Here is a 21,543-nt window from a genome sequence, read left to right as displayed (position 1 = left end):
TCTTTTTGCCTTGCATATCAGTAAGTTAATGATTTTTATTGCAGATTCATAACCATGGTAGTAACTTTATAAACAAAGTTGTGCAACAGGCACACTGTGGAAGTTGTGTCTCATTAACAATATCAATCTAGACAAATCATGAAATATCTTTTTCCTAAATTATTTTTATCTTTCAACACTAAAACAATATTAGATTAATGAAAAAAATATTACTGTTATCAATCATCACCTTAACTTTCTTTGGATGTAAGGATAACCAAAACAAACATCAAAGTTCAATTGAAGTAAAAGAACCAAAAGGAGTTGATAACATTGCTTATAAATGGGGACAAATGGCTTTGACTGCAACAGCTAACGATACAGAAAAATTTAAGCCCAGACCAACAATAACCTCTCGGTATTTAGGTCTAATTTTCGTTTCAGTTTTTGATGCTTGGTCAAGATATGATGAAAAAGCAATTCCTGTTTATCTTAATAATGTAGAAAGGACACCAGAAAAAGAACATTCTTTAAAAAATAAAGAAATAGCTATAAGCTATGCTGCATTTCGAACAATGAATGAATATTATTATTCTGATAAAGAACTGTTTGCAGATTTTATGACCGAATTAGGGTTAGACCCAAACAATACAAGTTTAGACCCAAGTACACCAGAAGGTATTGGCAACTTAGCAGCCAAAGCAGTAATTGAATCAAGAAAGGGAGATGGTGCAAATCAATATGGAGAAGAAGATGGCTCAAATGGAGAACCTTATTTCAACTATGTAGGATATGAACCGGTCAATTCTGCAGATAAAAATGTTGACCCAAACCGTTGGCAACCTAAATACTTTTCAGATGGAAAAGGAGGGTCTTTTGCACCTGGTTGTCTAACACCTTATTGGGACAAAGTAAAACCGATTGCACTTAAATCAGGAGACCAATTTAGACCAGGACCACCACCAATGATAGGTTCTGAACAGTTAGAAAAAGAAGTGCGAGAAGTAATAGAGATGCAAGCTAATTTAACTGACTATCAGAAAGCGTTGGTTGAGTTTATGAGAGACGGACCTCAATCTGTACAACAAGCAGGACATTGGCTGAAATTTGCTCAAGATGTTTCAAGAAGAGATAGTCATACACTTGACCAAGATGTAAAAATGTACTTCTACAATCAAGTTGTAGCAATGGACGCTTTTATCGCGTCTTGGGACTCTAAAATGTTTTATGATTATGCAAGACCTTACGCATTAGTTCACGAGTATTATGACAAGCAAAAAATTAAGGCTTGGGGAGGAGAAGGAAAAGGCATGATTGAAATGGACGGTAAGCAGTGGAGACCATATTCTCCGGAAACGTTTTTATGTCCACCATTTCCAAGCTACGTTTCAGGTCATAGTACAATTAGCGGAGGATGTGCAGAGGCATTAAAAATATGGACTGGAAATGATAAATTTGGTTCTAAATCTGTAATAGTTGCAGGAGCGATGACTGAACCTAATAACTTGGGAGATACGATAACTTTAGAATTTCCTACTTTTACTGAGACAGCAGAAATGGCTGGTATTTCGAGAGTTTTAGGAGGCTATCACATTCAAGCGGATAACGTTGCAGGACTTGAATTGGGAAGAAATGTAGCCAAAGAAGTTTGGGGATTCTATAAAAAACATTTAGGAGAAAAATAACGAGACATAACAATAGCTATAAGTAATCGCTTATTCTCGCCTACTTTGAAAATTCCTTCGGAATTTCTAACTTAGCTTGTATTTATAAAGTTAAGTGCTAAACCACTCAACTACTCATAGCCGAGAACGTTGTGCGTCATATCCCAAAGTGACGAAATTGAGTAAAAAACTAGAAACAGAATAGCCGAAAACCGACCAAAGTAGGCACTAAACAATCAGAAATATGAAAAAACTAACTAACCGACTAACTTTACTCGCAGCACTTTTTGCATTCTCTTTTGGATTTCAAAATTGTGAACAAAAACAAAAGGATGAAACAAAAGAAGTAAAAAAAGAAGTAATAGTTGAATCCGAGAAACCTGAATACTTTTTACTTCGACCAAAAGTGGAAAAAGCATACGGATATTCACACGCTGTGAAAATTGGAAATGACATTAAAATTTCTGGAGCTGTAAGTATGGACGATGAAGGACATCAATGCACATCTACGTAATCGGTACAAAAAAAATAAAAAACCACAGAAAAAAGATATACTGGAATTTAAAATACTTAAAGATTCTATAGCCTATTTAGGTATTCATACGTTCGATAATGGAGATATAAAGAAAGAGTCAAAAGAAAAGAATCTAAAATCATTTTTAGAAAACAGTTTTAAAACTATCACTTATGAGAACATAAAAACACTCATAATTGATGTAAGCAAGAACACTGGTGGATCAGAAGGTAACGAAGGGTTAGTCTATTCTTACTTAGGCAATAATTACCAAAAATACAAGAAAGTTAGGGTAAAGGCACAAACAGCGATTTTAGATAATGGCATAGATAAACCCATTAAACTAAACGCACTTGGAGTGTTAGAACGTATTTTCGCTAACAAAAAAATAAGGATGGTTCCTTAGAGCGAAAAGAAGGGATAGGGTTCGGCCTAATGGCTTATAAAAAAGAACCTGAGTACAAATATAAAGGTAAGACTTATGTGATTATTAGTCTTGTCACCTATTCTGGTGGAAGTGAATTTAGTAATATGATATACACAAAGGGATTAGCGACGTTTGTCGGTCAGGAAACTGGTGGTGGTTATTTAGGGAATACAAGTGGTTACAGCAAAAAATTAGTACTGCCAAATTCAAGAATTGAGATTTTTATTCCTGCCTTACAATTTATAATGAATGTAGACCCAAAATTACCATTCGGTAGCGGAGTAATACCAGACTATGAAGTCATACCTACTTTTAAAGAATACACAACTGGAGAAAATGCATCTCTCAACTTTATTTTAGAAGAATTATTAAATGAAGATTAACTAATTAAGATACCAGAATTTTTGTTGTTAGTAAATAATAATACTCACCAACAAGTATTGAAAGACCTAATTATATATCCATAAAAAAACCATCTATCTAGATGGTCTTTTTATATTATGATTTAGCCGGCTTATTAAAACATCTCCCTACCTGAGAAATGAAAAGCACCTTCTATAGCTGCATTGTCATCACTATCACTTCCATGAACGGCGTTCTCACCGATAGAAGCCGCATATAATTTTCGGATAGTTCCTTCTGCTGCATCTGCAGGATTTGTAGCACCAATTAAAGTTCTAAAATCTTCTACAGCATTTTCTTTTTCTAAAATTGCTGCTACGATTGGTCCACGAGTCATGTATTCTACTAACTCACCAAAGAACGGACGCTCTTTATGAATTCCGTAAAATTCCTCTGCATCAGCAGTAGTCATTTGTGTTAGCTTCATTGCTACGATTCTAAATCCTGAAGCCATTATTTTTTCTAATATTGCGCCAATGTGTCCTTTTTCAACAGCATCTGGCTTTAACATTGTAAATGTTCTGTTAGTTGCCATGTAATTTTTTTTAAATGTGGTGCAAAAGTAATGCATTTCTTTAATTTATCAAGACCTTTTTTGTCATTCTGTATATGATACGTAACCTATATTTTAGTTCAGTATTAAATTCTAGCTTATGCAGTACTAAAAATGCTTCTTAATTTCATATTAAAATAGTTTTCAAAACTTCTAAAAATCGTAACTTCGTGGCTTATGATTAAAGCGCAAATTTCAGATATAAAATCACTTCTTAGTTCACCAAAGTCTATTGTTATTGTTCCTCATAAAAATCCAGATGGAGATGCTATGGGTTCTACATTAGCTTTATATCATTATCTAAAACGTTATAATCATAATGCAACAGTTATTGCTCCCAATGATTATCCAGATTTTTTAAAATGGTTACCAGGTGATGATTCCGTATTAAAATACGATTCTCAAAAAGAGGAAAGTGATGCATTATTAGAACAGGCTGAAATTATTTTTACATTAGATTTTAATGCCTTACACAGAGCTGGAGAGCAATTGGGTAATACAATTAAAGCTAATAATTGTACTAAAATAATGATAGATCATCATCAGGAACCTGATACTTATGCCAACTATACTTATTCTGATGTAACTATGTCATCTACATGCGAGATGGTGTATAATTTTATAGAAATGCTGGATGACACCAATAAGATTAATGCATCCACTGCTACTTGTCTCTATGTAGGTATTATGACAGATACAGGCTCATTTCGGTTTCCAGCAACAACCAGTAGAACACACCAAATCATTGGTGATTTAATTGATAGAGGTGCTGACAATTCTCAAATTCATAATAAGGTATACGATACTAACAGTTTTAGTCGTTTACAGCTTTTAGGAAGAGCATTACAAAATCTAAAAGTGATACCAGAATTAAGAACGGCTTACATAACATTATCTCAGGCAGAATTAGACAAATTTAATTTTAAGAAAGGCGATACCGAAGGCTTTGTAAACTATGCCCTATCTGTTAAAGGGATCATCTTTGCTACTATTTTTATTGAAAATCATCAAGACGACATTATAAAAATATCTTTACGAAGTAAAGGGACGTTTTCTGTCAATGAATTTTCGCGTGCACACTTTAATGGTGGAGGTCATACTAATGCCGCTGGTGGACGAAGTGAAAGTGATTTGCAATCTACCATTGATAAATTTATTAGTATATTACCAAATTATAAAAACGAATTGTCCCAAACATGAAATTGATTATTAGCACATACCATAAGTTAAAAAACAACAAGGTGAGCAAAAACCTTAGCCTCATCGTCTTGATAGCATACTGTGCCTTAAGTTGTAAATCACCTGAAGCCAGAATGCCTGAATCTGTGCAGTCTGGATCATTCTTAAAAGAATCCGCAGAACGCAACAGAAAGCTGAATCAAAAAGAAACAGCAAGAATTCAGAAAATAATAAATAACAATCCTGAACATACATACATCGCATCAGAAAGTGGATTTTGGTATTACTATAACACAAAAGTTGAAACAGATACTATTCAGCCTCAATTTGGCGATCTAGTAGATTTTGATTTCAATGTTTCTGATTTAAATGGGAACGAAATTTATGCCAGTATTAACAAAACCTATGTGATGGATAAGGAAGAATTATTTACCGGATTGCGCGAAGGTTTAAAATTAATGAAACCAGATGAGCAGGTAACATTTATATTTCCATCTCAAAAAGCTTTTGGCTATTACGGAGATGATAATAAAATAGGAACTAATATTCCTTTAATTTGTGAAGTAACATTAAATACAATAACTCAAAAAAATGATTAAAAAAGCACTTACAGCATTTGTAATTTTACTTGTATTGGCAAATATTTCTTGTCAGGAACAGTATCCTAATTTAGATGATGGACTTTATGCAGAATTCGTAACAACAAAAGGCAACATGATTGCAGAACTTTATTATGATAAAGTTCCTGTAACTGTAGCAAATTTTGTAGCACTGGCAGAAGGTAACCATCCATTAGTTAGTGATGAATATAAAGGTAAGCCATTTTATGATGGCATAACATTTCATCGTGTAATGGATAAATTTATGATTCAAGGTGGTGATCCAACCGCAACAGGTACAGGTACTCCAGGATATAAATTTCCAGATGAATTTCACCCGGAATTAAAGCATGATAAACCAGGTGTTTTATCAATGGCAAATCCAGGACGTGATGCCAATGGGAGTCAGTTTTTTATTATGGAAGCACCATGGCCTAGTTTAGATAACAGACATGCCGTATTTGGACAAGTTGTAGAAGGTATGGAAGTTCACGATTCTATTTCTAACGTTGAAGTAATCAACCCACAAGCCAGGAATCATAAACCAGTAGAAGACGTTGTAATTACTACTATTAACATCATTAGAAAAGGAGCTGACGCCAAAGCATTTAATGCTCCAAAGGTTTTTGAAGAAGAAATGCCTAAAATAAAAGAGAAGCAAGAAAAGCTTAAGGAAGAAGCACGAAAAAAAGCTGAAGAATTAGCACAACTTGCAAAGGAAGATTTTTTGAAGAAAAATGAAGAATTAGATGGTCGCCGCATAGAATCGCCAACAGGTATGGCTATGATTTTTACAAATGAAGGTGATGGTCCTACACCTACATCTAATCAGCGTGTAAATATTGATTGTGCAGGTTATTTTGAAGATGGCACATTATTCTGGACCACATGGAAAGAGGTTGCAGAAAAGAACGGTAAATATGACGAAAGACAAGAGCAACAGGGAGGCTATGCACCGTTTGATATGCCTTACAATGAAACTGCCAATTTAGTTGCAGGCTTTAGAGAAGCCATGTTAAACATGAAAATTGGTGATAGAGCCAGGGTATTTATTCCATACTATTTAGGATATGGAGAAGCAGGTAGACCACCAGTTATTCCGGGTAAATCAAATCTTGTTTTTGATGTACAATTAACCAGTATTAAAGAATAATATCTACTAGTATATAATTAAAAAAGGCAGCTAATCAGCTGCCTTTTTTATGTCTATAATCTAGTGTATTTGTCATGCTAAACTAGTATCAACATCATAATATATTTAGGTCTTGAACCAATCATTTGAATTAGATTCAGAATCCAGATCTAATGCTTCTTCGGTATATGTTTTAAAATTTCTAATACAAACTCCCAATACTTTTGAGCCGATGATATCTGAGCGCGTTCGTCTGGTGAATGTGCGCCTTTGATATTAGGGCCAAAACTAATCATATCCATATCTGGATAATTAGTTCCTAAAATACCACACTCTAATCCTGCATGGCAAGCCGCAACATGTGGTTGTTCACCTTTATTTAATTGTTCATAAATTGGAACCATTACTTTTAAAATAGCCGAATCCATATTAGGTGCCCAACCTGGATAATCTCCAGATAATTCAACTTCACATCCAGTTAATTCAAAAGTTGCACATAACGTATTTGCAAGATCTTGTTTTGTACTCTCTACCGAACTACGTATTAAACACCCAATCTTAATTTGGCCATCTCTTACAATGACACGAGCTATATTATTAGAAGTCTCTACTAAATCAGGAATATCCGGGCTCATTCTATATACACCATTACAAGCCGCATATAAAGCTCTTGTTATTCCCTCTTGCACACCTAGCTCCATTATTTTCTCTGGTGTTTCTGTTTTAGAAATAAGTACTTCTAAATCTGGTTCCATCGTTTTAAATTCAGTTTTTATAATTTCTGCATGTGCCTTTATTTCTGTAATGAACTTTGATTCGTGCACAGCATCAATAGCAACTATAGCTTTACTTTCTCTTGGAATTGCATTTCTTAAACTTCCACCATCTATTTCAGAAATTCGTAATCCAAATTTCTCAAACCCATCAAATAAAAGCCTATTCATAAATTTGTTGGCATTGCCTAGGCCTTCATGTATTTGCATACCAGAATGACCACCTTGCAATCCTTTTACTTCAATTGCATAACCTAATTTAATTTCTGGTGTATCTTCTTCTTTATAGTCACGTGTTGCAGTGACATCTACTCCTCCAGCACAACCCACTCCTATTTCATCATCTTCTTCAGTATCTAAATTCAGTAGTATTTCACCATGTAATAAACCTCCTTTTAATCCTTTTGCTCCTGTCATTCCAGTTTCTTCGTCTATAGTAAATAAAGCCTCTAAATCTGGATGAGCAATTGAATCACTCTCTAAAATGGCCATAATCGTTGCTACTCCTAAACCATTATCAGCACCTAAAGTTGTGCCTTTTGCTTTTACCCAATCACCATCCACATACATGTCTATACCTTGTGTGTCAAAATCAAATTCGGTATCATTATTTTTTTGATGTACCATATCTAAATGCGATTGCATTACTATTGGTTTTCTATCTTCCATACCTGAAGTAGCAGGCTTACAGATAATTACATTACCGACCTCATCTTCTATAGTTTCTAAATCTAAACTATGCCCAAAATCTTTCATAAATTTTATGACACGTTCCTCTTTTTTTGAAGGTCTCGGAACAGCGTTTAAATCTGCAAATTTATTCCATAACGCTTTAGGCTCTAATTGTCTTATTTCTTTACTCATTTATTTCTTTTTTAAAGGTTTGTAAAGGTACAAAAAAGACTTGCGTTTTTGAGGTCTATATCCAAAGAACAAAGACCAAATTTTTCTATTTTTGGCATATGAGAATAAACACTAAAGTAGGACTAGTTATTTTTCTGGGTATTCAGATAATTGTTATTTCTATTTTAAAACACTTTCCTGAATTTATTGAGCAATTCTATAGCAATGGTATTTACATTCCCATTTCAAAATTAATGCGCTATGTTTTCGGCTGGATTCCATTTTCAGTTGGAGATATTTTTTACACTTTAGCTAGTATTTATACTTTAAGATGGTTAGTAAAAAACAGAAAGCGAATGCTTAAAGATACGATGCGATGGCTTTTAGATATCGCAGTAACACTCTCAATAGCCTATTTTGCATTTCATATACTTTGGGCATTTAATTATTACAGACAACCTTTAAATAAATCCTTAGATATTGAAGCAGAATATTCTACTGAACAATTGGTGTCATTTACAGAGCAACTCATTGAAAAATCGAATGGTATTCATAATCAACTTTCAATTAATGATACGGTAAAAGTTGAAATACCGTATACCAAATCCGAAATTTTTAAAAAAGTAAAAGATGGGTATTCAGCGCTGTCTCAAATCTATCCTCATCTCAATTACAGGCCTCAAAGTATTAAGAAATCAATATACAGCATACCTCTGACTTATATGGGTTTTTCCGGCTACTTGAATCCGTTTACAAATGAAGCACAGGTAGATGGTTTAATTCCGACTTACAAATTTCCAACAACCAGCTGTCATGAAGCTGCGCATCAATTGGGCTATGCTGCTGAAAATGAAGCAAATTTTATTGGTAGTTTAGCCGCTATGCACAATAGTGATATTTATTTTCAGTACTCAGGTTACACATTTGCTTTACGCTATTGTTTAGCAGAACTGTTTCGACGAGATCCTGAAATTTATAACAATATCATTCTCACTGTAAATAACGGAATTATAAAAAATTACCGGGAAGTACAAGCCTTTTGGATGTCGTATGAAAACCCATTAGAACCCATATTTGAAAAAACTTTTGATAGCTTTTTAAAGGCAAATAACCAATCAGCAGGAATGAAAAGTTATAGTTATGTGGTCGCATTATTGGTTAACTACCATGATAATAGACCATTGTGAAAACGTTAAAAATTCTTAAGAATAGAAAATAATTCGCTTATATCATTATCTTTAGATTTCTAATTTAACTAACCAATTTTATGATTAAAGCATATTTACGGCTGCTCATATTTATGTGCAGTTTTTCGTTATTTGCGCAAGACTATTTTCCTAGTAACTCAGGAGTCATAGTGAATAATTCCAACTACACGGCATTTACAAATGCCACGATCTATGTATCACCCACAGAAATTATTGAAAACGGAACACTACTTATCAAAGAAGGTAAGGTTATTAGTGTTGGTAAATCAGTAAGTATTCCGAAGAATTCAACTAAAGTTGATCTTACGGGAAAATCTATTTATCCGTCCTTCATTGATATTTACACCACATTTGGTGTAAAAAAACCTGAACGTGGTGGTAATGGACCACAGTATGGGCCAGGTAGAAGTGGTTTTTACTGGAATGACCACATTATGCCAGAGCAAGATGTTATGGCAAGTTTTGCTTACGATGCCAAAACAGCATCTGAAATGCACAAATTAGGTTTTGGAGTAGTAAATACGCATATGCCAGATGGTATTGTTCGTGGTACTGGCGCTCTTATTGCTTTGAATAATAATGCGGATAATTCTATAAGAGTAGTTGATGGAGAGACCTCACAGCATTTGTCCTTTAGTAAAAGTGTAAGATCACGTCAATCCTATCCGTCTTCTATCATGGGAAGTATGGCCTTATTACGTCAAATGTATAATGATGCAAAATGGTATGCTGATGGCAATGTAGATACAAAAGATCTTTCTTTAGAAGCCTTAAATGGAAATAAGAATTTATTACAAATATTCGAAGCTGGCAGTAGAGCTAATCTCATGCGTGCTGATAAAGTTGGTGATGCCTTTAATATACAGTATACAATATTAGGTGGTGGTGATGAGTATGAACGAATAGATGAAGTAAAAAATACCAATGCAACCGTAATTTTACCTATTGATTTTCAGTTAGCTTACGATGTAGATAATCCGTTTTTAGCGAGTACATTATCATTAAGTGATATGCGGTCTTGGAATCAAGAACCTCACAACCCAAGACTTTTAGCTGAAAATGGTATTCCTTTTGCTTTAACCACACACGGATTAAAATCGCCCAAATCATTTAAATCTAACTTAATGAAAGCTATTGAAAGTGGCCTTTCAAAAGAAAAAGCTTTAGAGGCATTAACCACAATACCTGCAAAATTACTTGGGAAGTCAGAGGTGTTAGGAACCTTAAAAAAAGGAAGCTATGCTAATTTCTTAATTACCAATGGTGATATTTTTGATAAGAAAACTAAGTTGTATGAAAATTGGGTACAAGGAACACTTCATGTTATTGCTAACATGAACGTGAAAGATATTGATGGCGACTACAACTTTAAATTATCTGGTAATGATTACAAGTTATCAATCTCAGGAAGCACAAGCAAACCTAAGGCATCTTTAGTACAGGGTGACAAGAGTCTCGGAATAAAAATGAGTTATACAGGCGTTTGGGTTAATCTCACCTTCAAAACTGCAGATAGCACAAAAAAAGAATATATCAGAATTGTAGCCAATACTTCAGACAATAATAGTCTTAATGGCAAAGCCACAATGCCTAATGGTACTAAAATAACATTTTATGCGAATAAGGTTATGAAGGAAGCAGAAGCAAATAATAAAGACGATAAGAACAAAATGAATGGCACATCTAAGGAACCTTATATGAATCCTGTGACATACCCTAACCTCGCATATGGCTTTACTGAAAAACCAAAATCAGAAACTTTATTATTTAAAAATGCTACGGTATGGACCAACGAAGAGGACGGTATTTTAGAAAATACGGATGTATTAATTAAGGACGGTAAAATTTCTAAAATTGGTGCTAATTTATCCGATAGGAATGCTAAAGTCATTGATGCCACAGGAAAACACATTACAGCAGGTATTATAGATGAGCATTCTCATATAGCGGCAGCTTCTATTAATGAAGGTGGACAAAACTCATCTGCCGAAGTAACGATTGAAGATGTACTGGATGATGAAGATATAGATATTTACCGCAATCTTGCTGGTGGAGTTACATCTATTCAAATTTTGCATGGCTCTGCTAATCCTATTGGAGGACGCTCAGCCATTATAAAACTTAAATGGGGAGAATCGGCGGATGATTTAGTTTATGATAATACTCCTAAATTCATAAAGTTCGCACTTGGTGAAAATGTAAAACAATCTCGTAGTAGAGTAAATGCAAGATTTCCACAATCTCGTATGGGTGTTGAACAAGTATTCGTAGATTATTTCACAAGAGCAAAAGCTTATGACGAATTAAAGAAAAGTGGTAAACCTTACCGAAAGGATGCAGAGATGGAAGTCTTAGCTGAAATTCTAAATAAAGAGCGTTTCATTTCTTGTCATTCATATGTACAAAGTGAGATTAATATGCTAATGAAAGTCGCTGAACAATTCGACTTTAATATAAATACGTTTACACATATTCTTGAAGGTTATAAAGTAGCTGATAAGATGAAGGACCACGGAGTTGGCGGTTCTACCTTTAGCGACTGGTGGGCTTACAAATACGAAGTAAATGACGCTATTCCTTATAACGCAGCAATTATGCATAACGCAGGAGTGACTGTGGCTATAAATAGTGATGATGCTGAAATGTCTAGACGATTAAATCAGGAAGCTGCTAAAGCAGTAAAGTATGGTGGAATTAGTGAAGAAGAAGCCTTAAAATTCGTAACATTAAATCCTGCTAAACTTTTACATTTAGATGATCGTGTAGGGAGTCTTAAAGTTGGTAAGGATGCAGATATCGTATTGTGGTCAGACCATCCACTTTCTGTTTATGCTAAAGCAGAAAAGACAATCATAGAAGGTGTTACTTATTTTGATATTGAGCGCGATGCTCAAATGCGAGAAACGATTAAAAAAGAAAAAAGTGAGCTTGTAAATCTTATGCTTCAAGATAAAAACAAAGGCTTAAAAACTCAACCGGTAAAGAAAAAAGAAAAAGTATTATTGCATTGTGATTCAATGGACTAACACAACTAAACACATTTAAATATGAAAACATTAAATAAAATAAACATCGTATTGATTTTGTTGTGTATCACATTGAGTTACGCACAACAAACACCTGCACCAGAGCAATCAAAAACGATAGCAATTGTTGGTGCAACAGCACATATTGGAAATGGAAATGTTATTGAGAATAGCATTATCATCATGGAAAATGGAAAACTAAAAATGGTAGCCGATGCCATAACGAGTAAAACAGATATGAATGGCATGGAGGTCATTGATGCTAAAGGTAAACATGTCTATCCAGGTTTTATCGTAGCTAACGGAACTCTAGGTTTAGTTGAAGTGGATGCCGTAAAGGCTTCTAATGACCTATCTGAAATGGGAACCTTTAATCCTCATATTAGAAGTATTATTGCCTACAATGCAGAATCTAAGATTGTTGAGTCTATGAGACCAAATGGTGTATTATTAGGCCAGGTTGTTCCAAGAGGTGGACGTATAACAGGTACATCATCAGTTGTACAATATGATGCATGGAATTGGGAAGATGCTGCCGTAAAAATGGATAATGGCATACATATTAATTGGCCAAGTAGTTTCAGTAGAGGACGTTGGTGGTTAGGAGAAGATCCTGGCCTAAAGCCAAATAAAAATTACGCCAAACAAGTAAAGGAATTAGAGGACTATTTTAACGAATCTAAAGCCTATAACATGGGTGGGAAAGAAGAATTGCATCTACCTTTTGAAGCACTTGTTGGTCTATTTGATGGATCTAAACATCTATACATAAACGTGGATGACGAAAAAGGCATTACAGACGCAGTCAACTTCGCTAAAGCTCAAGGTGTTCCTAATATTACAATTGTTGGTGGTTATCAAGCAGGAAACATTGCCAATTTCTTAAAGCAGAATAATGTTTCTGTTTTTCTACAACGTGTACATACCAGGCCTGAACTTGAAGATGATGATTATGACTACACCTTTAAACAAGCTAAGAAATTAGTAGATGCTGGTGTTTTAGTAGCATTAGAACCAAGCGGACAAATGGAACGAATGAATTCTAGAAACTTACCGTTTTATGCAGGTACAACTGTCGCTTATGGATTAACAAAGGAAGAAGCTTTACAGTTAATAACACATAATGCGGCTAAAATAATAGGAATAGATAATATGTATGGCACCTTGGAAGTTGGTAAAAGTGCTACACTTTTTATTAGCGAAGGAGATGCCTTAGATATGAGAACTAATCAATTAAGTTATGCTTTTATTGATGGTAGAAATCTGAGTCTAGAAACCCATCAGACAGAGCTTTGGAAACGGTATTCAGAAAAATATAATCAGCAAGATTAACATCTAAAGCGAGCCAAATGGCTCGCTTTTTTTATATTTATGCATGAAAATTCTATTACAAGGAATCGTTACACTGTTATTAGTACTTCCATCAGGTTGTCATAACACTAACACCTTAAAACAACGTTCAGATACAACAACTCAAGCTATAGAATTAGCAATTTCAGACTTTTATAGTTCTAATATACTTATCGAGAATCATAAGATATTTGCGGTTGCACACACTGAGGTTCTTCAACTTGTAAAACTTATGGATGACCCTCGAAAAACTGATAATATATATCAAAGTCTCATTTCGGTTATCATCACTGCTGATGCTCTGAAACTTAGTGAGGATGTTACATCGAAAATTGGTACCAAAGGCATTACAATACCATCAAGGTACATTGAAAAAAATGGAAATTTATTTTTCTGGTGGGACAGTAATTATGCTTTTACGGAAGAGACATACAACACTTATAAAACCTACGGAGTGATAGATGATAATCTTGATTCAAAAGATAATCCAAATCAGCTCAAAGAAGGAGTAAAGTATTATTTCTGTACTAAAGATTTAACAAAATTCATAACACTTAAACCTTCACAAGACATTAATAGCATTGAGCCATTACCACTGCTTTGTAATTAATAAATAGTCACGTTTTTATTTAATCTGATAAGCTCCTTCTTGCATTTTAAAAAGGGAAGGTTTTGGTGCTTCTTCACTTAGAATGATATTAGTGAATTCCACAGTATTTCGTTTTTCAGTAGGTAAATTATTTTCATATTTATACCATTCTATTGTTTTTGGTAACAACAAACCATTAACAGACAGCCATTCACTATATTTTATAAAATGAAAATCATTACTCTTTTCTTCTTTACCATAAGTAACCGTGTAAGCCAACCACTGCATCTGCCCTGATTCCTCATCGTAATAAATGATATACTGATCATCAGATGATACGCCTACTCCATCTTCATAAGAAATTAAAATACCAGGATAAGATTTGTCATTAAAAATTAATGGTTCAGTATTTTCATATAGAACTCCATTATCACCAACAATAAAAGGCATAGCATAGAAATACATCATTAATCCTTTATAAAATCCTGCATTTCCTTTGTATTCGTTTCCATCTTTTTCATTAATCCATAAAGTTGAACCATCAAATCCCAAAGAATAAGTTGAAGCATCAATTAGCTCTGCTCTAGTTTTCAAATGAGTCGTTGTAACCTCTTTACCATTAGGTCTTTCCATTGTAAATGATAGGGTATGCATTTTATTCCAACGATCAATACCACCATGAGCTTTAAAAACTTTAGTAATAGATTCAGGATAAAGACTAGTAGTGATGTCTTCTTTTGATAGGGTTTCAATAACGGTAGTTTTTTCTTTAGTGTCACTTTTACAGGCAGCAAGTAGTAGAAATAAAAATGAAGCGAATAAAATATTTTTCATATTTCGGTTTTTAGTTATAGCATTGGACGCCATAATTACTATAAAATTACATTACTTTTGTTCTATCTATGAATAAGTTAATTACAAGTCCACAAAATCCATTCATAAAACAGCTGGTTCAACTCAAAGAAAAGTCTAGAGAGCGCAAAAAAACCAATACATTTTTAATTGAAGGCAAACGCGAACTTTCACTTGCTATTAAAGGTGGTTACAAAATAAAGTCTTTATTATTTTTTCCAGATTTATTTTCAGAAAGTGAAGCACACGCGATGTCTCAATATGGCATTGAAATTATTGAAATTTCAAAAGATGTGTTTCAAAAATTAGCTCATAGAGATACCACTGAAGGTGTTATTGCTCTTGTTCATTCTAAAAATCACGAGATAGAAAATTTAAATTTCAACTCAAAAAATCCGTTAATTCTTGTTGCAGAAGCACCTGAAAAACCAGGAAACATTGGTGCTCTATTACGTACTGCAGATGCTGCAAATATTGATGCAGTTATTATCACTAATCCAAAGTCAGATCTTTATAATCCAAATATCATTAGGTCAAGTGTTGGTTGCGTATTTACTACGCAAATTGCCTTAGCGAGTTCTAACAAAGCTATTTCATTTTTAAAACAATACAACTTCAATATATTCTCTGCAATTCTACAAGATTCAGAGCCCTATCATACACAAGACTATACCTTACCAACGGCAATTGTAGTTGGTACAGAATCTACAGGCTTAACTCAAGATTGGCGTGACGCTGCAACTCAAAATGTAAGTATACCAATGCAAGGTGTTATTGATTCCATGAATGTGTCAGTTGCTGCAGGAATTCTTATTTTTGAAGCCTTAAGACAACGCGATTTTAAATAAATATGACTGCACAGACCCTATTCTACATTATCATAGCCATTATTGTAATCAATTTTATAAAAGATAAAGTCTTAAATGCTATTAATGCTAAGCAATATAATGACCCTATTCCAGAAGAGTTAAATGATGTTTACAACAAAAAAGAGTATCAAAAATCGCAAGCCTATAAAACCACTAATTATAAATTTGGGATTTGGTCTTCATTATTTTCGCTATTTCTCACTTTAGCATTTCTACTTTTAGACGGATTTGAATATGTAGATAATATTGCCAGAAGCTATTCTGACAAACCCGTTATCATAGGCCTCATATTCTTTGGTATAATAATGATAGCAAGCGATATTTTAACGACACCATTTGCCTATTACAAAACCTTTGTGATTGAAGAAAAGTTTGGGTTTAATAAAACTACGAAAAAGACTTTCGTTTTAGATAAACTAAAAGGACTTTTGATGATGGCAATTCTTGGTGGTGGCATCATTGCACTAATTATATGGTTCTATCAATTAACAGGTAACCAATTTTGGCTTTATGCATGGGGAATCGTAACTATTTTTACTGTATTTATGAATATGTTTTACTCACGTCTTATTGTACCTATGTTTAACAAACAAACTCCATTAGAAGACGGAGATTTAAGACAAAAGATATCGGACTATGCTAAGTCTGTTGGTTTTAGTTTAAACAAAATTTTTATCATTGATGGCTCTAAACGTAGCACTAAAGCCAACGCTTACTTTTCTGGCTTCGGTAATGAAAAACGCGTAACACTATACGATACTTTAGTTAATGATTTAGAAGATGAAGAAATAGTAGCTGTATTAGCGCACGAAGTTGGACACTATAAACGAAAGCATATCATTTTCAATCTGGTAACATCAATTCTTCTTACAGGCTTAACTTTATATATTTTGTCAATTTTTATTACTAATCCGTTATTATCTCATGCTATTGGAGTTGCTACACCGAGTTTTCATGTTGGATTAATAGCTTTCGGTTTACTTTACACTCCTATTTCGGAACTCACAGGTTTAATAATGAATTATGTGTCTCGTATGTTTGAGTATCAGGCAGATGATTATGCTAAAACCACTTACAAAGCTGAGCCACTTATTACTTCTTTAAAAAAACTATCTAAAAATAACTTAAGTAATTTAACACCACATAAAGCTTATGTATTTATGCACTATTCACATCCAACACTTTTAGATCGTGTTAAAAACCTAAGAAAGTAAGCACTTAACTTTCTAAAACAAACAGTTCATCTTGGTTAATAACTGATTTTAATCCACGACTTGAAATGGATTAAATACATCAAAATTTGTAAAGTTAACGCACATCCTAAATATGGTTATTAGGCCTCAAATCCAAACCTAAATGATTGCTTAAAATTCTGCAAAATAATAATGTTGTACCTTGATAATCAATTACTAACTAATCAAATACAATATTATGAAAGCAAAATTAATTTATGCGCAAATTATTCTTGTAGGAATTTTAATCATGGGATGTAAACAAGAAGAGAAGAAAGTTGAAATTGAGGAAGTAAAAATTGATCTCGTCAATGATGAATTTCCTGAAGCAAAAAAAGAAGTTATGGAAACCTTCGGAGCAATTGCTCAGAGCATTAAAGATGGAGATATGGATAAACTAATTTCATTCCATGCCTACAGTCCAAAGTTTACCGAATTTAAAAACGGAGAGCCCAGAAATGGAGGAGAAGCAAATGAAGCTCATGAAAGAGGTGTTTTTGGTTCTGTTACGGAAGTAGTTAAGTTTGATGCTAAAGATTTACAAATTGCAGTATATGGTGATGTTGCTAATCTTACCTTTCACTCTGACTTTCATCTCAAGTTTGGTGAAGACCTAGTAGTTGTAAATGATCAAATTACTTTGTTATTCGTAAAAACAGATAGTGGATGGAAAATGGTGCATGAACATCACTCACCGTTGAATAAAGAAGTGAGCTAAAATTTTACGATAACTTTTAAGTAAATAAGCGTTAAATTTCGATAAGGAATTTTAACGCTTATTTGTTAGCTTTAATTTAAAAAAAATTACTTCAAAAAATTCAAGATATATAATTCCTCTCAAGGTCTTTTTATTAACGTATTTTTTATATACAACTGAATATGGTTCCATTTGTTAATAATTCTTAATAAGCATAAAGAATGTGTTAATTATTTGTCGTAATTAATGTTTCCTTCATGTTTAACTGATGTATTACTTATTTTTGTTTAAACTTTCTATATAAATATTAAACAAAATATCAAATGAAAAAAATATTTTTAAAATGGTATCCTGTCATATTAGCATTTTTATGCTTATTATATTCCGTAGGATTAGGTTTATATGGTATGACGGAAGAGGCTCAGTATTCAGCGCACTGGCCTGGAACCATACTTTTATTCGCAATAGCGATAAGACAAAGACGTACAACATGAATAAGGGAATATTATTCATAGGAGGTATTATATTCGCTGTGTATATATACTTCACTTTCTGGAACATTTTTCAATCACATAAAAAACAGAAGGAAAATCATTATCCAGAACTGACTAAAACAGAAATTTTTGAAGAATATGAAAATACCAATAACGAGACTTCTGATGAAAAATAAGTTTCGTTGTATTGAATTTTGAAATTATCTACATTTCTTAAATAGATATACAAACAACAGAAATTCTTCATAACAGGTGAATGATGTATAATAATGCCATCATTCACTTTTTTAATCTCTTTAAATTCCTCACAAATATTAATACATGAAAATCGCGGTTTTTAGTACTAAATCTTATGATCGAGAATATTTTGACAAATATAATCGAGATTACAATTTCAAATTTTCATATTTTGAGACCTCTTTAAATACTGATACCGCACGCCTGACTGATGGATTTGATGCCGTGTGTGTTTTTGTGAATGATAACGTCAATAAATCTACACTAAAGGTATTATCGAATAATGGTATTGGTCTAATTGCACTTCGTTGTGCCGGATTTAATAATGTTGATATTGAGTCATCAAAAAAGTATAATATTTCTGTCGTACGCGTTCCTTCATATTCACCAGAGGCTGTTGCCGAACACACCTTTGCTTTAATTCTTACATTAAATAGAAAAACTCATAAGGCATACAACCGCGTTAGGGAAGGTAACTTTTCATTAAAGAACTTAATTGGTTTTAACCTAAAAAATAAAACAATTGGTATTATTGGGACTGGTCAAATTGGTCAATCGTTTTGCAATATAGTCAAGGGTTTTGGTATTAGGATTGTTGCTTTTGATATTTACAAAAATAAAAACCTCCTAGATTTAGGTGTAGAGTATTTTGACCTGAGTGAAGTTTTTAAACAAGCTGACATTATTTCTTTGCACTGTCCCTTAAACGAACATACAAAACATCTTATAAACAAAACTTCAATATCAAAAATGAAAGAAGGCGTTATGATTATTAATACCAGTCGTGGTGGGTTAATAAATACAGCTGATGTCATCGATGGTCTTATCAATAAAAAAATTGGTTACTTAGGAATAGATGTTTATGAACAGGAAGAGAATTTGTTTTTTAACGATTTGTCAGAAAGAATTATCCAAGATGAATTTATTTTAAGATTAATGAGTTTTCCAAATGTTCTAATTACTTCTCATCAAGCTTTTTTTACAAAAGAGGCTATGACCGAGATTACCACAACCACTTTAGATAATATAAAAGCATTTAAAGAAAACAGAAAATTAGTCAACGAAGTAAAATAAATACATATCCTAATAGCTTAACGAAACTCTAAAAATTTCCCGAGTAAAAGTTATTGCCCATTACAAACCATTTCACTACTTTAGTTCTATGACTGAAGAAGCCATTGAAATAGAAAACAAAGCCATTGCAAAAGCTTACAAAGAACTTCTTAAAGTAAGCTATCGAACGCTAACCAAAGATGACAAAAAGTTAATTCGTCACGCTTTTGAAGTTGCTGTGGATGCGCATAAAGACCAACGACGCAAGTCTGGTGAAGCTTATATTTTTCATCCAATTGCTGTGGCAAAAATTGTGGCTCAAGAAATTGGTTTAGATGCTACTTCGATTGCTGCTGCATTACTTCACGATGTGGTTGAAGACAATCCAGATTATACCATAGCGGATATAGAACAATTATTTGGAGATACAGTAGCTCGTATTGTTGATGGTCTTACAAAAATTTCATCCTTAAAAAAAGACATGGACGTCTCTCTCCAAGCTGAGAACTTCCGTAAGATGCTTCTAACTTTAAATGAAGACGTACGAGTTATTATTATAAAAATTGCTGATCGTCTGCACAATATGCAGACCATGGACTCCATGCGTTCTGATAAACAAGTTAAAATTGCCTCCGAAACACTTTACATCTACGCACCTTTAGCCCACAGAATTGGGCTCTATAATATTAAAACTGAACTTGAAGATTTAGGACTTAAATACACTGAACCAGAAGTCTATACTGACATCTTGGAGAAGATGAAAGAAAGCAAGGAAGAACAAGATGCTTACATTAAAGCTTTCACAAAAGTCATAGAGAATTCACTAAATAAGGAAGGTTTAAATTATGAGATAAAAGGTAGACCAAAATCCATTTTTAGTATTCGACGAAAAATGGTAAAACAAGGGGTTTCTTTTGAGGAAGTCTATGACAAATTTGCTGTTAGAATTGTTTATAAATCAGATTTAGAAAATGAAAAATTCTTAGCCTGGAAAATTTATTCTATCGTTACAGATCACTTCACACCTAACCCAACAAGATTAAGAGATTGGATATCATCACCAAAATCAACTGGTTATGAAGCCTTGCATATAACTGTAGTAGGTCCTAAAAGTCGATTTGTAGAAGTGCAAATTAGAAGTGAGCGAATGAATGAAATTGCCGAAAAAGGTTATGCTGCGCATTATAAATATAAAAATGAAAACGAAAAAGAAGACAGCTTAGATCTATGGATTAACAGATTACAAGAGGCTCTTGAAAACAATGAGGCAGATGCCGTTGATTTTGTAGAACAATTTAAGCTTAATCTGTATTCAAAAGAAATATTTGTATTCTCACCAAAAGGAGATTTAAAATCTTTACCAAAAGGAGCTACACCTTTAGATTTTGCATTTAGCATTCATACTGAAGTGGGCATGAAAACTCGTGGCGCTAAAGTTAATGGGAAATTAGTACCCTTAAGTCATGAATTACAAAGTGGTGACCGTTTAGAAATACTGACCTCAGATAACGCAAAGCCTAACGCAAACTGGTTAGATTATGCAACTACAGCTAGAGCTCGCAGTAAAATTAAATCGGCCTTAAATGCACATACCAAAGAAATTGCAGAAGAAGGTAAAGAAATACTAAGACGTAAATTAAAACAACTGAAAATTACACTGAATGAAAAGTCAGTAAATGAGATGGTGAGCTATTTTAAATTGAGCACATCATTAGATTTATTTTATAGAGTTGGTATAGGTACAATAGACAATACAAAACTAAAAGCATTTGCCGCATCTCGAAGCAATGCTTTTATGAGTTATATTAAAAATAGAATTAGAAAACCCGATACACCAAAAGATATTGATAAAGATGAGATTACATCTAAAT

General features: G+C 33.3%; 21 protein-coding genes. 18 read left to right on the top strand and 3 right to left on the bottom strand.

Going from position 1 to position 21,543, the window contains the following annotated elements:
- Positions 1 to 197 precede the first annotated feature (197 nt).
- From ACTG3Y_RS10265 to ACTG3Y_RS10250, 4 genes are all read left to right on the top strand, one after another.
- The gene (locus ACTG3Y_RS10265; RefSeq protein ID WP_439152834.1) at positions 198 to 1,664 is read left to right on the top strand and encodes a vanadium-dependent haloperoxidase; all 1,467 of its coding nucleotides are present in this window, start codon (positions 198 to 200) and stop codon (positions 1,662 to 1,664) included.
- A 223-nt stretch (positions 1,665 to 1,887) separates the two neighbouring features.
- Entirely contained in the window at positions 1,888 to 2,157 is a 270-nt protein-coding gene (locus ACTG3Y_RS10260; RefSeq protein ID WP_439152833.1) for a hypothetical protein, read from the top strand.
- Positions 2,129 to 2,563: a S41 family peptidase gene (locus tag ACTG3Y_RS10255; RefSeq protein ID WP_439152832.1), complete on the top strand. Its 435-nt coding sequence runs from the start codon at positions 2,129 to 2,131 to the stop codon at positions 2,561 to 2,563. The genes ACTG3Y_RS10260 and ACTG3Y_RS10255 overlap by 29 nt, the downstream gene beginning before the upstream one ends.
- Before the next feature lie 29 nt (positions 2,564 to 2,592).
- The gene (locus ACTG3Y_RS10250) at positions 2,593 to 2,967 is read left to right on the top strand and encodes a S41 family peptidase (RefSeq protein WP_439152831.1); all 375 of its coding nucleotides are present in this window, start codon (positions 2,593 to 2,595) and stop codon (positions 2,965 to 2,967) included.
- 134 nt (positions 2,968 to 3,101) lie between these two features.
- Here ACTG3Y_RS10250 and ACTG3Y_RS10245 read toward each other — a convergent pair whose 3' ends face one another.
- The gene (locus ACTG3Y_RS10245) at positions 3,102 to 3,521 is read right to left on the bottom strand and encodes a nucleoside-diphosphate kinase (RefSeq protein ID WP_439152830.1); all 420 of its coding nucleotides are present in this window, start codon (positions 3,519 to 3,521) and stop codon (positions 3,102 to 3,104) included.
- A gap of 195 nt (positions 3,522 to 3,716) precedes the next feature.
- Here ACTG3Y_RS10245 and ACTG3Y_RS10240 point away from each other — a divergent pair, with 195 nt between their 5' ends.
- From ACTG3Y_RS10240 to ACTG3Y_RS10230, 3 genes are read left to right on the top strand one after another with little or no spacing between them, the layout of a single operon-like run.
- Positions 3,717 to 4,739 carry a DHH family phosphoesterase gene (locus ACTG3Y_RS10240; protein WP_439152829.1) on the top strand — a complete coding sequence of 341 codons (1,023 nt, stop codon included), beginning with the start codon at positions 3,717 to 3,719 and terminating at the stop codon, positions 4,737 to 4,739.
- Between the two features lie 41 nt (positions 4,740 to 4,780).
- Positions 4,781 to 5,317: a gliding motility-associated peptidyl-prolyl isomerase GldI gene (gene gldI, locus ACTG3Y_RS10235; protein ID WP_439152828.1), complete on the top strand. Its 537-nt coding sequence runs from the start codon at positions 4,781 to 4,783 to the stop codon at positions 5,315 to 5,317.
- Complete coding sequence (locus ACTG3Y_RS10230; protein WP_439152827.1) at positions 5,310 to 6,470, top strand: peptidylprolyl isomerase; 1,161 nt, start codon at positions 5,310 to 5,312, stop codon at positions 6,468 to 6,470. The genes gldI and ACTG3Y_RS10230 overlap by 8 nt, the downstream gene beginning before the upstream one ends.
- 149 nt (positions 6,471 to 6,619) lie before the next feature.
- Here the strand turns inward: ACTG3Y_RS10230 and ACTG3Y_RS10225 are convergent, their stop codons facing one another.
- A complete protein-coding gene (locus ACTG3Y_RS10225; RefSeq protein ID WP_439152826.1) occupies positions 6,620 to 8,086 on the bottom strand; it encodes an aminoacyl-histidine dipeptidase in 1,467 nt (488 codons plus the stop codon).
- Positions 8,087 to 8,184: 98 nt separating this feature from the next.
- On the opposite strand from ACTG3Y_RS10225, the gene ACTG3Y_RS10220 reads away from it, so the two are divergent.
- From ACTG3Y_RS10220 to ACTG3Y_RS10205, 4 genes are all read left to right on the top strand, one after another.
- Positions 8,185 to 9,252: a DUF3810 domain-containing protein gene (locus ACTG3Y_RS10220; protein ID WP_439152825.1), complete on the top strand. Its 1,068-nt coding sequence runs from the start codon at positions 8,185 to 8,187 to the stop codon at positions 9,250 to 9,252.
- 80 nt (positions 9,253 to 9,332) lie between these two features.
- Positions 9,333 to 12,299: an amidohydrolase family protein gene (locus tag ACTG3Y_RS10215; RefSeq protein WP_439152824.1), complete on the top strand. Its 2,967-nt coding sequence runs from the start codon at positions 9,333 to 9,335 to the stop codon at positions 12,297 to 12,299.
- Positions 12,300 to 12,320: 21 nt separating this feature from the next.
- Entirely contained in the window at positions 12,321 to 13,631 is a 1,311-nt protein-coding gene (locus ACTG3Y_RS10210; protein WP_439152823.1) for an amidohydrolase family protein, read from the top strand.
- A 43-nt stretch (positions 13,632 to 13,674) separates the two neighbouring features.
- Positions 13,675 to 14,259, top strand: coding sequence for a hypothetical protein (locus ACTG3Y_RS10205; protein WP_439152822.1), 585 nt, complete (start codon positions 13,675 to 13,677; stop codon positions 14,257 to 14,259).
- A gap of 15 nt (positions 14,260 to 14,274) precedes the next feature.
- Here ACTG3Y_RS10205 and ACTG3Y_RS10200 read toward each other — a convergent pair whose 3' ends face one another.
- Positions 14,275 to 15,072, bottom strand: a complete 798-nt coding sequence (locus tag ACTG3Y_RS10200; protein WP_439152821.1) for a DUF6503 family protein — start codon at positions 15,070 to 15,072, stop codon at positions 14,275 to 14,277.
- A 68-nt stretch (positions 15,073 to 15,140) separates the two neighbouring features.
- On the opposite strand from ACTG3Y_RS10200, the gene ACTG3Y_RS10195 reads away from it, so the two are divergent.
- The 7 genes from ACTG3Y_RS10195 to ACTG3Y_RS10165 form a co-directional block, all read left to right on the top strand.
- Positions 15,141 to 15,938, top strand: coding sequence for a TrmH family RNA methyltransferase (locus ACTG3Y_RS10195; protein ID WP_439152820.1), 798 nt, complete (start codon positions 15,141 to 15,143; stop codon positions 15,936 to 15,938).
- A gap of 2 nt (positions 15,939 to 15,940) precedes the next feature.
- On the top strand, positions 15,941 to 17,173 hold the full coding sequence (locus ACTG3Y_RS10190; RefSeq protein ID WP_439152819.1) for a M48 family metallopeptidase: 1,233 nt from the start codon (positions 15,941 to 15,943) through the stop codon (positions 17,171 to 17,173).
- A 217-nt stretch (positions 17,174 to 17,390) separates the two neighbouring features.
- Positions 17,391 to 17,909, top strand: a complete 519-nt coding sequence (locus ACTG3Y_RS10185) for a YybH family protein (protein WP_439152818.1) — start codon at positions 17,391 to 17,393, stop codon at positions 17,907 to 17,909.
- 302 nt (positions 17,910 to 18,211) lie between these two features.
- Entirely contained in the window at positions 18,212 to 18,382 is a 171-nt protein-coding gene (locus ACTG3Y_RS10180) for a hypothetical protein (RefSeq protein ID WP_439152817.1), read from the top strand.
- Complete coding sequence (locus ACTG3Y_RS10175) at positions 18,379 to 18,558, top strand: hypothetical protein (protein ID WP_439152816.1); 180 nt, start codon at positions 18,379 to 18,381, stop codon at positions 18,556 to 18,558. The genes ACTG3Y_RS10180 and ACTG3Y_RS10175 overlap by 4 nt, the downstream gene beginning before the upstream one ends.
- Before the next feature lie 145 nt (positions 18,559 to 18,703).
- Entirely contained in the window at positions 18,704 to 19,693 is a 990-nt protein-coding gene (locus ACTG3Y_RS10170; RefSeq protein ID WP_439152815.1) for a 2-hydroxyacid dehydrogenase, read from the top strand.
- A gap of 88 nt (positions 19,694 to 19,781) precedes the next feature.
- On the top strand, positions 19,782 to 21,543 hold a 1,762-nt coding region (locus ACTG3Y_RS10165; RefSeq protein ID WP_439152814.1), incomplete at its 3' end, for a RelA/SpoT family protein.

The organism is Winogradskyella sp., from assembly GCF_965656915.1.
Lineage (GTDB): Bacteria > Bacteroidota > Bacteroidia > Flavobacteriales > Flavobacteriaceae > Winogradskyella.
Note: the sequence above shows the minus strand (reverse complement) of the source record. Positions and strands in the feature narration are given on the sequence as shown.

What these genes read in the sequence shown, in the direction of transcription:
- ACTG3Y_RS10170 (WP_439152815.1), top strand. Translation starts at nt 18,704, where the DNA reads ATGAAAATCGCGGTTTTTAGTACTAAATCTTATGATCGAGAATATTTT.
- ACTG3Y_RS10255 (WP_439152832.1), top strand. Translation starts at nt 2,129, where the DNA reads ATGAAGGACATCAATGCACATCTACGTAATCGGTACAAAAAAAATAAA.
- ACTG3Y_RS10175 (WP_439152816.1), top strand. Translation starts at nt 18,379, where the DNA reads ATGAATAAGGGAATATTATTCATAGGAGGTATTATATTCGCTGTGTAT.
- ACTG3Y_RS10210 (WP_439152823.1), top strand. Translation starts at nt 12,321, where the DNA reads ATGAAAACATTAAATAAAATAAACATCGTATTGATTTTGTTGTGTATC.
- ACTG3Y_RS10230 (WP_439152827.1), top strand. Translation starts at nt 5,310, where the DNA reads ATGATTAAAAAAGCACTTACAGCATTTGTAATTTTACTTGTATTGGCA.
- ACTG3Y_RS10245 (WP_439152830.1), bottom strand. Translation starts at nt 3,521, where the DNA reads ATGGCAACTAACAGAACATTTACAATGTTAAAGCCAGATGCTGTTGAA.
- ACTG3Y_RS10215 (WP_439152824.1), top strand. Translation starts at nt 9,333, where the DNA reads ATGATTAAAGCATATTTACGGCTGCTCATATTTATGTGCAGTTTTTCG.
- ACTG3Y_RS10225 (WP_439152826.1), bottom strand. Translation starts at nt 8,086, where the DNA reads ATGAGTAAAGAAATAAGACAATTAGAGCCTAAAGCGTTATGGAATAAA.
- ACTG3Y_RS10260 (WP_439152833.1), top strand. Translation starts at nt 1,888, where the DNA reads ATGAAAAAACTAACTAACCGACTAACTTTACTCGCAGCACTTTTTGCA.
- ACTG3Y_RS10265 (WP_439152834.1), top strand. Translation starts at nt 198, where the DNA reads ATGAAAAAAATATTACTGTTATCAATCATCACCTTAACTTTCTTTGGA.
- ACTG3Y_RS10195 (WP_439152820.1), top strand. Translation starts at nt 15,141, where the DNA reads ATGAATAAGTTAATTACAAGTCCACAAAATCCATTCATAAAACAGCTG.
- ACTG3Y_RS10185 (WP_439152818.1), top strand. Translation starts at nt 17,391, where the DNA reads ATGAAAGCAAAATTAATTTATGCGCAAATTATTCTTGTAGGAATTTTA.
- ACTG3Y_RS10200 (WP_439152821.1), bottom strand. Translation starts at nt 15,072, where the DNA reads ATGAAAAATATTTTATTCGCTTCATTTTTATTTCTACTACTTGCTGCC.
- ACTG3Y_RS10190 (WP_439152819.1), top strand. Translation starts at nt 15,941, where the DNA reads ATGACTGCACAGACCCTATTCTACATTATCATAGCCATTATTGTAATC.
- ACTG3Y_RS10205 (WP_439152822.1), top strand. Translation starts at nt 13,675, where the DNA reads ATGAAAATTCTATTACAAGGAATCGTTACACTGTTATTAGTACTTCCA.
- ACTG3Y_RS10240 (WP_439152829.1), top strand. Translation starts at nt 3,717, where the DNA reads ATGATTAAAGCGCAAATTTCAGATATAAAATCACTTCTTAGTTCACCA.
- ACTG3Y_RS10220 (WP_439152825.1), top strand. Translation starts at nt 8,185, where the DNA reads ATGAGAATAAACACTAAAGTAGGACTAGTTATTTTTCTGGGTATTCAG.
- ACTG3Y_RS10180 (WP_439152817.1), top strand. Translation starts at nt 18,212, where the DNA reads ATGAAAAAAATATTTTTAAAATGGTATCCTGTCATATTAGCATTTTTA.
- ACTG3Y_RS10250 (WP_439152831.1), top strand. Translation starts at nt 2,593, where the DNA reads ATGGCTTATAAAAAAGAACCTGAGTACAAATATAAAGGTAAGACTTAT.